This window comes from Hafnia sp. CBA7124 (assembly GCF_002355555.1).
In the GTDB taxonomy this organism is placed as follows: domain Bacteria; phylum Pseudomonadota; class Gammaproteobacteria; order Enterobacterales; family Enterobacteriaceae; genus Hafnia; species Hafnia alvei.
Map to the genome: position 1 here is coordinate 2743866 of NZ_AP017469.1, position 15976 is coordinate 2759841.

Annotated in this window: 11 protein-coding genes; 1 reads left to right on the forward strand and 10 read right to left on the reverse strand. The window is 48.7% G+C overall.

Annotated elements, in window-relative coordinates; genetic code table 11:
* Window positions 1-5: 5 nt before the first annotated feature.
* The 5 genes from dcuC to apbC form a co-directional block, all read right to left on the reverse strand.
* Window positions 6-1364, reverse strand: a complete 1359-nt coding sequence (dcuC, locus tag CPY98_RS12875; RefSeq protein WP_025798173.1) for an anaerobic C4-dicarboxylate transporter DcuC — start codon at window positions 1362-1364, stop codon at window positions 6-8.
* A 327-nt stretch (window positions 1365-1691) separates the two neighbouring features.
* Entirely contained in the window at window positions 1692-3554 is a 1863-nt protein-coding gene (gene asmA / locus CPY98_RS12880) for an outer membrane assembly protein AsmA (protein WP_043493917.1), read from the reverse strand.
* A gap of 95 nt (window positions 3555-3649) precedes the next feature.
* On the reverse strand, window positions 3650-4231 hold the full coding sequence (gene dcd / locus CPY98_RS12885; RefSeq protein ID WP_025798169.1) for a dCTP deaminase: 582 nt from the start codon (window positions 4229-4231) through the stop codon (window positions 3650-3652).
* 199 nt (window positions 4232-4430) lie between these two features.
* Complete coding sequence (gene udk, locus CPY98_RS12890; RefSeq protein ID WP_025798168.1) at window positions 4431-5072, reverse strand: uridine kinase; 642 nt, start codon at window positions 5070-5072, stop codon at window positions 4431-4433.
* A gap of 190 nt (window positions 5073-5262) precedes the next feature.
* A complete protein-coding gene (apbC, locus tag CPY98_RS12895; protein WP_040044606.1) occupies window positions 5263-6375 on the reverse strand; it encodes an iron-sulfur cluster carrier protein ApbC in 1113 nt (370 codons plus the stop codon).
* A gap of 339 nt (window positions 6376-6714) precedes the next feature.
* Between apbC and metG the strand changes: the two genes are divergently transcribed.
* Entirely contained in the window at window positions 6715-8769 is a 2055-nt protein-coding gene (gene metG / locus CPY98_RS12900; RefSeq protein WP_096387982.1) for a methionine--tRNA ligase, read from the forward strand.
* 71 nt (window positions 8770-8840) lie between these two features.
* Here the strand turns inward: metG and cirA are convergent, their stop codons facing one another.
* The 5 genes from cirA to CPY98_RS12925 form a co-directional block, all read right to left on the reverse strand.
* Complete coding sequence (cirA, locus tag CPY98_RS12905) at window positions 8841-10805, reverse strand: catecholate siderophore receptor CirA (RefSeq protein WP_157743847.1); 1965 nt, start codon at window positions 10803-10805, stop codon at window positions 8841-8843.
* A 237-nt stretch (window positions 10806-11042) separates the two neighbouring features.
* Complete coding sequence (locus tag CPY98_RS12910) at window positions 11043-11831, reverse strand: ABC transporter ATP-binding protein (protein ID WP_043493926.1); 789 nt, start codon at window positions 11829-11831, stop codon at window positions 11043-11045.
* Window positions 11828-12910 (reverse strand): iron ABC transporter permease, encoded by a 1083-nt coding sequence (locus tag CPY98_RS12915; protein ID WP_040044609.1) that lies wholly within the window; start codon window positions 12908-12910, stop codon window positions 11828-11830. The genes CPY98_RS12910 and CPY98_RS12915 overlap by 4 nt, the downstream gene beginning before the upstream one ends.
* Before the next feature lie 56 nt (window positions 12911-12966).
* Window positions 12967-14046 carry an ABC transporter substrate-binding protein gene (locus CPY98_RS12920; protein WP_227660675.1) on the reverse strand — a complete coding sequence of 360 codons (1080 nt, stop codon included), beginning with the start codon at window positions 14044-14046 and terminating at the stop codon, window positions 12967-12969.
* A gap of 321 nt (window positions 14047-14367) precedes the next feature.
* Entirely contained in the window at window positions 14368-15852 is a 1485-nt protein-coding gene (locus CPY98_RS12925; protein WP_025798155.1) for an amino acid permease, read from the reverse strand.
* Window positions 15853-15976 lie beyond the last annotated feature (124 nt).

Genomic DNA, 15976 nt, shown 5'->3' on the forward strand with positions numbered 1-15976 from the left:
TGTTATTACAAATGAATAGGAACCAGAATTTCAGTTGCAACTATAACCACAATCAGTCCAACCAGCACAGGTACAGAAGTACGCTTCACCACTTCAAACGGAGAGATCTTTGCCATCCCCGCCACGGCCACCACCACACCAGAAACAGGTGACAATGTACGGCCTAGGTTAGATGCCTGTAGCATGGGTATCGTCAAATAGGCGGGGTTGACGCCCATCTGAGCTGAAAGTTTAGGGATCAGTTCCACAAACGCGTAGAAAGGCGCATTGCCAGATCCTGTGGTCATTGCAGCCAACATGGTAATCACCACCAGAACCAGCATCATGATAATTCCACCGGTGCCAAACGACTGTGCTAAATCTATCAAGCTGCTGATAAAGCCTACGGTGCTTAGCCCTTGAGCAAAAACGCCTGCAGCAACTAAGAGCATTACGACACTAGCAAAAGCGTCTGCCATACCGCGATATGCCACTTCCAATCCCACAAAGACTTTCTGCGCATCAAAGCCGCGCAGGAATTCAATGATTGCTGCACCAAGCATGCAAATCACAAGAACGGTAATGATGTGCAGCTCTGGACCCCATTTGCCGTCAAAAATTAAAACTCCTAGAATGGGCGTAAATGGTAGCAAGGCGTAGAAGCTAGGTGCGTTGGTTTTAATTTCACTCACATCCAGCATTTCATGAGAGACATTTTCTTTTTTGTCTAAATAACGTTGCCAGAAAAAATGAGCAATCGCCATGCAAATAATGGCTGCAATAGAAATGGGAAGCGTGGTTTTAAACGCAAAATCAATCAGCGGCATTTCAGAGGCTTTGGCAGCCAGCACCACGTCGCCTGACGTTGGTGCAAGTATGATCGCTGCCGGTGATGCACAGATCGCGGCCGCAGCACCTCGGCTAATCCCAACGTTCACCATCACAGGGAACAGCGTCGCCATCAGCAATACACCTAACCCTGTCGCCGAAGAAACGGCCAGTGACATCAGACAAGCGACGAAATACGCCGCAATCATCAATAAATAGGGAGAATTGATGTACTGCAAAGGACGAGATGCCAGTTTCACCACCATATCATTCGCCCCGATATGGGTCATATAGGCGGCAAATCCACAGAGCATCATAATCATCATGCCTAAATCGCCACCACGGCTCATCAGCAAGACTTTAATATATTCGACAATGTCAGTTGCGCTCAGCCCTGTCGGTTTTGCACTCGCCGGTAATATCTGGTGCCCCATCAAAGCACTAATAATCAGCAGTAGGATCCCACCAACCATTAATACTCCGGTAGCCGAATAGCCTTTGATGATGTATCGACCTACCCCCGTCGCCACGATGACACCAATTAACAACTCAATCATATAAAAGCCTCTATAGGTATTGCTTTAAATAAGTTCTCTGCGGAACTTGAATAGCCTCAATGGCGAAAAAACGAACAAGCCACCACCACTGCGCCAGTTAACCAATTAAACTATCGAACTCTGCCGAAAAAGGCAGACGATTTTACTGACTTTGGTCAACGATTTCCCGTGTTTGTTTTTGCCGTAACAAGTTTGTGATTGGTCACTTGCTTCAAGGAATCTCAATTGCATTTCATCTTTTTTTTGAAATAAGAAAAAATCAGAAATTAAAATAGAAAAGCCGCAGCAAAATTGCTGCGGCTTAATGTGAAATCACACCTTAAGTCTTTAAAGCTTCTTCAGTAAGCGCTCTAAATCTTTCTTCTCTTTCGAATCTTGGTGTTTTCCAAGCCAATTATTTAATGCATCTTTGGCTTTTTGCTCCAGCTCGCTGCGTAATACCTTATCAACATCCAGCGAGTAACTCAGCTCTTGCCAAGGGCCGTAAATTCGTAGTGGGATCACCGCTTTTTGCAAGGTTTTAACCACGTTGCTTTTGCCCTTCCACCCATCAAGAACGCGAACATTTAAGCTCATATCACAACGTTGTTTATCAAGGTTTATCAGTCCAGAGCCACCCGCGGTTAAAATTTCAGAGCGGCCAAAGAACTGAGTAATACGCAGATTACCCTGTCGCAGTACAGTATCCGCTTTGAGCTCCTGAATTTTGGTGTAATCCGTGTAGCTATCTGCAGCGGTAACCTCTGAGTGGCTACGAACAACCGCTTGCTGTATCAACTGCTGAATATTCATACCGTTAAGCCGTGCGTTAGCCATCGATATATGTGCATGACCGTCCCAACGTTGCATAACGTCTGCTAATGTGACGCCTGAACCATTAAACTTTCCGGTTAGCGTGAGATCGCCCACAAACGTTTCTGGCTGCCCAAACGCATGCAACACGGGCCCCATCGCGATATTTTCAATCTGCGGCGTAAGCGTCATTTGCGCAGGTTGATTATCAACGACAGAGATCGTCCCTTGCGTTTTAAACGTTCCATGCCCAAGCTTGCCGCTAAGGTCCTGCAACGTCGCTGTACCCTGCTGGTTTTGCGCCTGCAGAGAAAAATCAGCGATCGTCAATCCATGATAGACAATTTGGTTGGCCTGAATTTTTACGTCGGCATTAAAGTCGCGTAAAAATGCCATTTCGCCAGGCTGAGAAATAGTTTGAGAATTAGAGGTAACGGGCGAGCGAGGGCCACTCTGCTGAGAGGTGTTGGCACTGCCTGCATCTGAATCACTTGGCGGCTGCCAGCCCAATAAATTATCTAGGTTGAGCGCCGCTGATGTTAAATCAACTTTGTATGTTGACTCACCATCGGCCTGCACTGAGCCTTGAACGCGCCCCTGAAGCTGGCTTTGGTTAGCCGTTATCTGCAAATTCGAGATATCTAGCAACTGTGGCTGTAATTGATAACTGACCGTTGCACTTCCCTGCCCTGCAATCCCATCCGTAGGTAATCCAACGCCTGCCAAATGATAGTCAAAACTGGAAACAATGGCGCTATAGCGCTGTGGGTAACTACTCAAATCTACGTTTGCCGCCAGCTTAAAGCTGAGATCGCGTTGGTTACGATTAATACGGCTCGAAAACTCAATATAGGCCTGACGTTCGCTGTCTTGATCGATCGACAAATTAATATCGCGCATATTAATTTGGTCATCTTTATCTTGTTGCCAAATTAACAAACTGTCTTTGATCTGAACTTTTTTAATGTTCAGCTTCCACGCAACGTCTTTAGACGGTTCTCGCGAACCCGAGGGAGCAATTGGTGAATTCTCCGGCTTCTGCGCGTCGCTGTCTGGCGTTAAGCGAATCACTGCACCCTTCAGCATCACCTGCTTAACATCAAGCTGATGAGATAAGAGTGGCCACAAGGCAACGTCCAAACGCATGTTTTCCGCACTGACCACAGGTTGCGCAGCGCCTGGAGCCGTCAGCGACATCCGCCCAGACAAAATACTAAGACGAGGCCAAACATGCCAACGCAGAGAGCCATCTAGCTGTAGGTCATAGCCTGTACGCTGCTGCACCTCCTTCGCCATATAGCTACGAAAGTCATTGGGATTCACCAGCAATACCAGCGCCGTCATACCAACCGCTAACACAACCAGTAAAATGACTATGGTCGTCAGAAATCGTCTCATGCCATCCTCTATCTCAAGGCAAGCGTTGTAAAACCGTAGTGTTTAGGTTCGGGATAAACTGCGTCGAAAACTCACACCCGCGGCAATTATACACATCAATCTTTATCGATACGGCTCGCGACAGCACCCTGCTGATCACGATATTTTGCATCTTGGCGGCTGTTGTAAGGACGTGCAGCAGGGCCAGATAACGGTTCGAAACTCAGTGCGCCAATCGGCATTCCGGGGCGCAATGCCAAAGGCAATTTTCCAGAATTATAAAACTCTAATACGATACATCCCTGCCAGCCTGGATCGATGCGATGTGCCGTAACGTGCACCATCAATCCTAGGCGTGCAAGCGAAGAGCGTCCATCCAACCAACCAACTAAATCAGCGGGTAATGTCACAGATTCTAACGTAACGGCTAACGCCAATTCGCCCGGATGCAAGAAAAAGGCCTCTTCTTCACCGAGGATAATTTCATCGCTCATGACACGTTCTAGCGCTTCGGCAACTTCCGCCTTCGGTCCGCTCAGATCGATATAAGGTGCTGTATGCCCGCGGAAAACACGAAACTTATTTCCCAAGCGCACGTCGACGGTGGCACCGTTGATACGATCTACCGGTGGGCGAGGTGAAATAGTGAGTTTTCCCGCGTCTAGCCAAGCTTCAATATCGCGGTCACAAAGTCTCATGGTTTTCTCTCCGTTACAGGCAAAGCAGCAATGGCTGCAAACTAAGAAGACATAGTACCTGAACCCCTAATATTCTGAAATGATTCAAACGGTTTGTTGCTTTTAAAATAGACATCGTTTCCCAAATATTACGACAATTAACAAAACTGGCCGACAAAAAAGCCCGCATTAAGCGGGCTTTAATAGAAAACGAAATCGGTTATTCAAAAAACTGGCTGATCTTAGCTTTCAGAATATCAATCGCAATACGGTTTTTCCCACCCCGTGGCACGATAATGTCGGCATATTGCTTAGACGGCTCAATAAACTGCAGGAACATTGGGCGCACTGTTTTTTGATACTGAGCCATAACAGAATCCATTGAACGACCACGTTCGTTAACGTCCCGCTTCATTCGACGCATGAGGCAAATATCAAGCGGAGTATCAACAAAAATAGAGAAGTTCAGTTCATTACGCAGGCGTGCATCGGTCAGCAGTAAAATGCCTTCCAAAATAATCACTTTCTTAGGTTCTAAATGAATGGTGCCTTGCTTGCGGGTATGTTCAACGTAGCTATACTGCGGAAGTTCGATGGCTTTGCCTGCTTTTAACATCTGTAAATGCTGAAACAGCAAGCTATGGTCCATCGAGCTTGGGTGATCGTAGTTCGTTTTAACCCGCTCTTCCATCGTCAGATCGCTTTGGTCTTTATAGTAACAATCTTCCGGGATCACACCGATGTGCTCCTCACCCACTTGTTCACGTAATTCACGATAAAGTGTGCTGGCGATCAAACTTTTGCCTGAGGCAGATGCGCCCGTGATGCCAATAATGACGCACTGATGGGAGTTGTCAGTCATATAATTTTTAAGACCTGGTGTTAAATGTTCGACGGGAGGCTAAGCAGAGACAGCTCAGGGCTGCGTGCTTGGGACGCGGCAATTATAGGGAGTAAAGCTGGCTGATACCAGAATTTTGCAGGTTTTAATCAGTGAAAATACGGACATCTGCTGGGATGCCCGTTTTATATTCAAAATGTCATTGCAACGTTTACAGCGCGCGGAATGCAATCTCGGTCGGGATTGATTCACCCTGCCAGTACAGCTGGGCTGCAACGTTAGCTGCTAATTGGCGGTAAATAAGTGAGAATTCGCTGTCTGGACGACAGGCCATGGTTGGCTCACCACGATCTAAATCCTCGCGCAGCGAAATATGCAGCGGCAGTTGACCGAGCAGACGGATCTTATATTTCTCTGCCAGTTTCTCTGCACCACCGGTGCCAAAAATTGGCTCGTGGAATCCACAGTTGCTGCACACATGGATACTCATGTTCTCAACCACGCCCAATACGGGCACATGGACTTTCTCAAACATGACGATGCCTTTCATCGCATCCAATAGCGCAATATCCTGCGGTGTTGTCACAACTACTGCACCGGTAACCGGGATGTTCTGTGCCAGCGTAAGCTGGATATCGCCGGTGCCTGGCGGCATATCCAGCACCAAATAATCCAGATCAGGCCACAGCGTATCCTGTAGTAATTGCAGCAACGCTTTGCTGGCCATTGGGCCACGCCACACCATCGCATTATCATCGGTGACTAAATATCCGATGGAATTCGTTGCCAGACCATGCGCCATGATCGGCGCCATATGCTGACCGTCAGGTGACGTAGGACGCTCGTTTGGCGTACCTAGCATCATTGGAATCGATGGGCCGTAGATATCGGCGTCCAAAATCCCGACCTTCGCGCCTTCAGCGGCTAACGCTAGCGCCAGATTCACGGCGGTGCTGGATTTACCCACCCCGCCCTTGCCAGAACTCACGGCAATAATATTACGAACACCCTTCACTCCGGCCTGATCGTTGGCTCGTTTCAAGGTTGCAATATTATGTGAAAGACGCCATTCAACCGCTTTTGCACCGCTCACGCGCAACAACTCGGCACTGGTGGCCTCTTTCAATGCGGCAAAACCACTTTGCCACGCAAATGGCATCATCAGTTCAATATGCAGGGTGTTATCGAGCAGTGCACAATGATGCAGAGCTTTAAGCGCACTCAGCGGGTGATTCAGTGTTGGGTGGGTAAAGGCAGCGAGAATTTCACTGACCTGCGTCCGCAGTGCTTCGGGAGTGGACGTTTCATGGGATTTATTGCTCATCCCGGCTCCTTGTGTCATTCATTTTTATCTTCAGATGGCGCTGTAAAGCGTATTTATACCCAAATAATTCGAGCGGCATGAAGGCGACGACGCACATGCAACTTGAAGTATGACGGGTATATTTTTGTCCGCTGACATAATTCACTTATACAGCCATTTTGCTAATCGACAGAACGTTAATAAGCATACCAGAACTCCATTCACTGCGCGTTATGCAACTTACTTTCCCTGCATTAACAAAGAAAATGACTTAACAAACACAGCAGCCTAGCGGCATCGGACTCAATCAGGTAACATCTTTAGCACCGTTCCATTCTTAAAAGAGACAGCAAATCCACTATGGCTTCAGTCACCTCCCAAGCAAGCGCAAGAAAAATTCTAGTGACGTGCGCGCTTCCGTACGCCAACGGCTCAATTCACCTCGGCCACATGCTCGAGCACATTCAGGCAGACGTATGGGTTCGTTTTCAGCGAATGCGCGGCAACGAAGTGCACTTTATCTGCGCGGACGATGCCCACGGGACACCTATCATGCTGAAAGCTCAGCAGTTAGGTATTGAGCCTGAGCAGATGATTGCTGCCGTGAGTCAGGAACATCAGAAAGATTTCTCCGACTTTAATATCAGCTACGACAACTACCACTCCACGCACAGCGAAGAGAACCGTGAACTGTCTAGCCTGATTTATGGTCGCCTGAAAGAAAACGGTTTTATTAAAAACCGCACTATCTCTCAGCTTTACGATCCGGAAAAAGGCATGTTCCTGCCAGACCGTTTCGTGAAAGGCACCTGCCCGAAATGTAAGTCACCAGACCAATATGGCGATAACTGCGAAGTTTGCGGCGCGACCTATAGCCCAACCGAGCTTATCGAGCCTAAATCTGTTGTCTCTGGTGCCACGCCGATTATGCGTGAATCCGAGCACTTCTTCTTCGATCTGCCGTCGTTTAGCGAAATGCTGCAGGCATGGACCCGTTCTGGTGCACTGCAAGAACAGGTCGCGAACAAAATGCAGGAATGGTTTGAATCTGGCCTACAGCAGTGGGATATCACCCGCGATGCACCTTATTTCGGTTTTGAAATTCCTGATGCGCCGGGTAAATATTTCTACGTATGGCTAGATGCGCCTATCGGCTACATGGGTTCATTTAAAAACCTGTGCGACAAGCGTGGCGATCTGGACTTCGACGAGTTCTGGAAAAAAGACTCCTCTACCGAGCTGTATCACTTCATCGGTAAAGATATCGTCTACTTCCACAGCCTGTTCTGGCCGGCCATGTTGGAAGGCAGTAACTTCCGCAAGCCAAGCAACGTATTCGTCCATGGTTATGTCACCGTTAACGGTGCCAAAATGTCCAAATCCCGTGGCACCTTTATTCAGGCGCGCACTTATCTGGACCATTTGGATGCCGATTGCCTGCGCTACTACTATGCGGCAAAACTCTCCTCGCGTATCGACGATATCGACCTAAATCTGGAAGACTTCGTACAGCGTGTGAATGCCGATATTGTTAACAAAGTTGTGAACTTAGCTTCTCGTAACGCCGGTTTCATCAATAAACGCTTTGGCGGCAAGTTGTCTGAACACTTAGCCGATCCTGCGCTTTATCAGACCTTTGTTGACGCTGCGGATGAAATTGCTCAAGCCTATGAAAGCCGTGAGTCAGGTAAAGCTATTCGTGAAATTATGGCGTTAGCCGATCTGGCCAACCGTTATGTTGATGAACAAGCTCCGTGGGTCGTCGCGAAGCAAGAAGGCCGCGATACCGATTTGCAAGCCATCTGCTCAATGGGGATTAACCTGTTCCGCGTTCTGATGACTTACCTGAAACCGGTTCTGCCTTCATTAAGCGAGCGTACTGAAGCGTTCCTGAATACCGAACTGACCTGGGACAGCATCTCCCAACCGTTGCTCGACCATCAGGTTAACGCTTTCAAAGCGCTGTTTAACCGTATTGAAATGACGAAAGTTGAAGCCATGATTGAAGAAGGTAAAGCCGCTGCGGCAGCCGCCGTTGCAGCATCCAAACCAGCGACTGGCCCATTAGCCGACGAGCCGATTCAAGAGACCATCACCTTTGATGATTTCGCCAAAGTGGATATGCGCATTGCTGAAATCAAAAGCGCCGAGTTCGTTGAAGGTTCGGACAAATTGCTGAAGTTGATGCTTGATCTCGGCGGTGAAACCCGTCAGGTATTCTCTGGTATTCGCTCTGCCTATCCGGATCCAAGTGTGTTGGTTGGCCGTTTAACCGTAATGGTGGCTAACTTGGCTCCGCGTAAAATGCGCTTCGGCATGTCTGAAGGCATGGTGATGGCCGCAGGCCCTGGTGGAAAAGATATCTTCCTGCTCAGCCCTGACAGCGGTGCACAACCGGGTCATCAGGTTAAATAATTTCCTGAACCAACAAAAAACCCGCCAATCTGGCGGGTTTTTTTATACAGTACGTTCAATCAAACAATGAATTAGAACGTGTAATCTGCAGCCACAAAGTAGCGACGGCCTTCTTCGTTATAGCTGTAATCATCACGATTCAGATCTTTATCCAACAGGTTCAACACGCCTGCGCGCAGCTTCAGATCTTTGGTCATCTGATAAGCACCACCGGTGTTCCAAACGGTATAGCCGCCAGATGGTTTATCCGAGCTAGACACCACGCGGCGCTTGCCAGAATAGTTAGCCGATACATAGAATGACCAATCTTCGATTGGCTTCCAGTCTAACGTACTGTTCGCCGTATGGAACGGTTGAGTGCTCAGTGGACGATCATTGGTTAAGTCACGTGCATCGTTGTAGGTATAGTTCATGCTCATGCTTATCGCATCGGTAAACGGCACTTTCAACTCGGTTTCAACGCCCTTGATGCGCGCTTTATCAACGTTGTAGTAACGGAAAATGGGCTTACCCTCTTTATCAAAACCAACAAAGTTTGGATAGGAAGGTGCAGCCGATTTATCAGAAGTACGATTAACGTTAATCATGTCCTTCACATTGTTTTGGAACACCGTCACGCTGGCATTCACACCGTCCAACATCCCTTCATCACCAGCATAGTACAAGCCCAGTTCGAAGCTTTCGGACGTTTCAGGATCCAGATCCTTGCTACCGACGATACTACAAGCCCCGCGGCAAGAAGCTGACTGCCAATCAGGGCTCAGTTCTAATAACGATGGCGCTTTAAACGCAGTTGCCCAGCCACCTTTTACCGTCACGGTGTCCGTCGCGTTATAAACTAAATAGGCACGCGGACTCCAGTGAACACCATAATCTTCGTGGTTATCCATACGAACGCCGCCGGTGAAGGCCAACGGCTCGAAGATCCGCCATTCATCTTCCACAAACAGCGCGTATTGATTGGCCGACGTTGAACCGCTGCCCTTCAGATTACCCGGATCGCTCAGTTTATCGTTACGGTATTCACCACCCAGTGTGAATAGCTGATTCAGCTCACCGAGGGGCACAACAACTTTCCCGTCGATGGCGTTATTTTTCGCCGTAATACGGTTTTCGTTGTAGTTATCAATCTTTTCACCATAGGCGCGAATTTCGGTATTCGCTAAATCCCAACGCCCGTTGTGACCAATCGAGTAGTTCTGACGCTCCAGACGGTTTTTATCCAAAGAATCAGAATCACGATCCTGACGGTCAAAACCATAGCCAAAGGTCATGTCCTGATTCGCTTCTGGCGTCCATGCGAACTCAACGTTAGCATCACGCGTGGTGTATCCTTCTATGCGCCCCGATTCGCCCGTTTTGCTGGTCGTCGATTTCTGGGCATCATCTTTTTCGCGCTTGCCCAAATTACCAAAGACTTTTACCCCGAGCACATCATCAATCAACGGGCCGCTGGTATAGAAGCTACCGTTATAGCTATCGCCGCGATCGCGGTGTTCCTGAATAGTGCTATCGGCACTCAGGGAACCGTGCCACTCTTTACCCACTTTGCGGGTAATGATGTTCACTACGCCGCCTAAAGCATCAGAGCCGTAAAGCGAAGACATTGGGCCGCGCACCACTTCGATACGCTCAATCGCCTCAGCGGGTACCCAGCTTAGGTCATAATCGTTATGGCGGAACACCGCCGTACGTGAGCTGACCCGCTTGCCATCCACCAAGATCAGCGTATAGCTACTGTCTAAACCACGGATACTCACGCCTTTGCGGTTATCACCTTCGTTAGTCAGCTGCACGCCCGGCACTTCTTGCAAAATGTCTTTCAAGTTCTGAATCGGCTTTTTAGCCAAGTCTTCGCGTGTAATGACGCTAATACTGGCTGGTGCATCTTTCAGGTTTTGTTCAGTTGCTGAAGCGGTGACAACCATCACATCGTCCCCTTCCGCGGCCATCACTGGTGCTGCTGCGATGAATAACGGTACGCAAAGCCCCCCGCGCAATAAAGTTGCTAACGGGTTAAGTTTTGCCTTAGCCATTTGGTAAATCTCCATGAGGTTAATTTTAAATAATTATTAGAATGATTATTATTTAATAGGTGTAGCGCTCTTATGGCGCCGTTCAGCCCACTTTTTCACTTCAATAAAAATGCCTACTTCTACAAAAACATCTGTTCTGGTGATAGACAAAAGCTATCGCATCGGGCTATCCGCAACGGATAGCCCAATTAAATGATAACAGGTAGCGCCGTTATTCATGCGCTGGCAGGGAAAGGGTTAGATGGAGGGTTCCGCAACCAATCCGTCGATCACAACCTGAGGCATTCCCTGCGAACAGTGTTCTATGCGTCCACGGACGCCATACACGCGAGCCAAACTTTCTGGCGTAATCACTTCAGCGGGTTTGCCATCCGCAATCAGCTTTCCGTTTTCTAACATCAATACATGATCGCCATGACGCAGCGCGATATTGATATCGTGTACGACCACCACGGTGACAATATTGCGGCGTGCAGTCTCACGGCGTACCAAGTCCATCACGTGGAATTGATAATTCAAATCCAAGGCACTCAGCGGTTCATCAAGCAGCAACAGCGAAGGCTGGCGAATCAATGATTGAGCCAATCCCACCAGTTGCTTTTGACCTCCAGACAGCTGATCCAAATAGCTCAGCGCTAAATGTGAAATCCCAAGCTGCTCCAGCAAACGCATCACTTCCGTTTCATTGCCTTGGCGACTCAGACCACCGGACGCTCGCTGCGCCACGATAATGGACTCCAACACATGAAGATGAACGCCCGCCGGTAAAGACTGCGGCAGATAAACCACCTGCTTGGCTCGTTCACTGAATGGCTGTGCCATCAGATCGTTGCCATCGAGTAAAAGCTGGCCAGAAGCGCGATTTAACCCCGCCAAAGAGCGCAGCAGCGTGGATTTTCCGCAGCCGTTTGGCCCTAACAGAACGGTGATTTTCCCGCGGGGCAGCGTAGATACACATAGATCCTCAATCACCGCACGACGCGGATACCCCGCATTAAAATGTGAAATCTCTAATCCAAGATTCATACATTCCCCCTATGGCGCAAAATGATGCTGAGGAAGAAAGGTACGCCCACCAGCGATGTCACAATGCCGACAGGAATAATTACGCCTGGGATCAGATTTTTTGACGCCACGGACGCCATCGACAGCACCAGCGCACCAATCAATGCGCTGGCCGGTAAATAAAACCGATGATCTTCACCGAAAATCAAACGGGCAATATGCGGAGCCACTAAGCCAATAAAACCAATCGGCCCCACAAACGCCACGGCTAATGCAGACAAGATACTGATACGCAGCAATGTGCCTAAACGCAGACGCTTAACGTCAATACCAAAACTCACGGCACGATCTTCACCTAAACGCAGCGCGGTTAATTTCCACGAGCTCATCATTGAAATCGGCATCAGAATGGCAAAGGCCAACAGTAAAATGCCCAGTTTTTCCCATGAGGCACGCGCAAGGCTTCCCATGGTCCAAAAAACTAAGCCTTGCAACGTATCTTCCGTGGCAATGAACTGCATCATCGAAACTAAAGCGTTAAAGGTAAAGACCAGCGCAATACCAAACAGCACCACGCCCGATGTCGCAACCCGCGTCCAGCGCGTAATACCGTCCAACATCAACGCCGCAAACAGCGCGAAGATAAAGGCGTTTGCGGAGATAAACCACTGATCGGGGATACCCGGAAAACCAATGCCCAAAACAATAGCCAGTGCGGCACCAAAGGCCGCCGCGGAAGATACGCCCAGCGTGAACGGGCTGGCCAGCGGATTATTCAGGATGGTTTGCATCTCGGCACCGGCTAACCCTAACGCTAAGCCAACAACGATAGCCATCAACGCATAAGGCAGACGAATATCCCAAACAATAACGCGGGTGCCTGCATCCGCGATTTCGGGCTGCCACAGCGTTTGCCATAACGTACTTAATGACAAACCAGAAGGCCCCATAGTGAAATCAAGGATTAGCGATCCTAAAATAGCTAACACGATGACGCCCATTATCATCAAACGATGACGCACAATACGCTGGTAGTGACCTTTGACTTCGCTGGCATCGTAACGTTTTGCAGCGCTCATTGGCTCAGTGGTTGAACTCATGTTGTTACCTGTGACGGGTCACCCCTGCTGGCGGCGGCTGGCAGGAGTGATTCTTATTACTGATTCGACGCTTTAGCATCAACCCAATAGGTGCCGCTTGGGTCGACAGCAAGAAACTGCTGATACATGGAATCCATGGTCTTTTTAGGATCTAACGAAGCAAACTTCTCTGGATAAATCCATTTAGCAAAGGCTTGAACCGCTAAAACGTTATATGGCGAGTTATAGTAGCTATGCCAAATAGCGTGAGAATTGCCATCCTGCACCGCTTTCAATGTGCTGATACCGGTGCGCTGCATCGCCGAGTTCAAGCTGTCTCTTGCCTGCTGCTCGGTAACCTTCGCACCTAATTTAATACCGGGATCTTTAGCATCAGGAGCTTTCGCACCGCTAGCAATGTAAACATCTGGATTCGCTGACAGCACTTTTTCGAGGTTGATTTGCCCAAGCGCGCCCGGCAGTAAGCCTTTCGCGATGTTGTTACCACCGGCCAAATCAATGAAATCACCCATATTGCCGTTACCCGCGGTACCGCAGCAATCATCGCTGGTCGCAGCTTTTAGCTCAATGAAAACGCTAGGCTTTTGGCTATCAGGGATCTTGCTGGTGACATCAGTAACCAAGCGCACGTTATCTTGATAGAAATTGATGTAATTCTCAGCCTGCTGCTCACGGTGCAGAACTTTGCCCAGCAAACGCATACTCGGTAAGGTATTTTTCAGCGGTGAAGTACGGAAATCGACAAACACGACCGGAACACCGGCTTTTTCTAGCTGTTTCACCAGTTGGCTATCGCGGCCAGGACCATGGCCTGAGAGGCCGAAGATCGCCACGTCAGGATTTAGCGTCAATACTTTTTCTGGGCTGACGCTATCTGCGGTAGTGTTACCAATCAGAGGGATTTTATCGATTTCAGGGAATTTAGCCTGATAGACAGAGTATGTCTGTGGATCGAGTTTGCGGAAGTCACCTTGCCAACCCACAATGCGGTCGAACGGTTTTTTGCCTTCAAGCAGGGAGACTGCATAGAATAAACGCCCTTCTCCAAGGAGAATTCGGTCAACCTTAGCCGGGATTTCTACGCTACGCCCGGCGATATCCGTTACTGTGGCAGCCCAAGAACTGATACTTCCCATCAGAGTCGCCGCAGCGAGTAATTGAATACCCCAACGCGATTTTCTTCCATTAACGGTGTCTTTCACCTTCACCACTCCTGCTCTAATTCCATAAGTGCACAAAATGGTAAAGCAAATGATAATACTTATCAATGTGATTTATTTATTTTATTGCCCCTATTTCTCATACTGTTAAGTCCGATAACTTATTAATTTCACTGGTCTTTTAATTAGAAAGGTTATTATTTCTTTTCTAGCCATTTTTGATTGGTGATGTTTAGCCTCTCCCAGTACGCAAAAAGGCGACCCACAGGCCGCCTTTTAAAGGATTAACGATCAGGTTCAGTCGTCAATCTTAGTCACTGGGAATTCCATCTCGCTATAGGGAACAAAATGCGTTCCTTTCACTAGCTTGTAGCCGAACCAAATAATCAGGAACAACGGTAAACCGATGTAGGTTGCCGTTACGCCATACCAATCGATACGGTCATCGAGGAATGCTTCATAGTTCTGACCGAGCGTAATAATCAGGCAAAGGATAAAGGCAAAGATTGGCCCTACTGGGAAGAAGCCTGACTGATAAGGCAGTGCGTTCAGATCCAGCCCTTTTCTGACATAGCCGCGACGGAAACGATAATGGCTGATGGCAATCCCCAGCCAGGCGATAAAACCCGTCATGCCTGAAGTATTCAGCAACCACAGATACACTTCTTGGTTACCAAACATCGAGGTCAGGAAGCACAGACCCGCAACAACCGTGGTCGCATACAGCGCATTACGTGGAACACCGCCTGCAGAAAGCTTGGCAAAAATACGCGGCGCTTTCCCTTCGGAGGCCAGCGTAAACAGCATACGCGTTGAGGCATACATCCCCGAGTTACCCGCAGACAGTACCGCCGTCAGGATAACGGCGTTCATTACCGCTGCCGCAGACAACAGACCCGCATTCTGGAACACCAACGTGAACGGACTCACAGAGATATCTTTCACGTCGTTACGCAGCAGGTTTGGATCGGTATAAGGAATAATCAGGCTGATAATCAAGATCGCCAGCACATAGAACAGCAGGATACGCCAGAATACCTGACGGATCGCCATTGGGATATTCTTGCCCGGATCTTTAGATTCGCCCGCCGCAATACCGATAAGCTCTGTCCCTTGGAACGAAAAGCCCACGATCATCGCGACACCGATCATAGAGGCGAAGCCTCCTGCAAACGGCGCATCACCAATCGTCCAGTTATGGAAACCGGCCTGCTCTCCCCCTTTCAAGATACCCGCGATCATCGCAACACCGACAATGATGAAGATGATGACCGTTGTCACTTTAATCAGAGAGAACCAATATTCCGCTTCACCAAAACCTTTAACGGAGATGTAGTTCAGCAAGAACATCAAGCCAAGGAATAGCGCACTCCAAATCCAGCCTGGCGTATCGGGGAACCAATACCCCATCACAAGCTGCGCTGCCACCAAGTCAACCGCGATAGTTACCGCCCAGTTGTACCAATAGTTCCAACCTAGCGCAAAACCGAAACCTTCTTCTACGTAGCGTGAACCGTAGGTAGAGAATGAGCCTGATACTGGCATAAATGCCGCCAGCTCACCCAAACTGGTCATTAAGAAATACACCATCAAGCCGATGATGATATAGGAAAGCAAAGCGCCGCCTGGCCCTGCTTGTGAAACGGTAGCACCTGATGCAACAAATAGCCCAGTACCGATAGAACCGCCGATAGCAATCATCGACAGATGCCGCGCTTTTAATTCCCGGCGCAGCGCCGGTGCTCGCCCCGTGGAGGAGGTCTTAGTGTTTGTCTGAGCCATTAGAACCCTATATCTGCTCTATAATTAGTGAAGAGGCCGGATTGTAACAAATCCGGCCCCTGCATAAAGTAACAATCTGATCTTATTAGAGAGCTTCATGATTGCCGGTAGATTATTAGCGTCA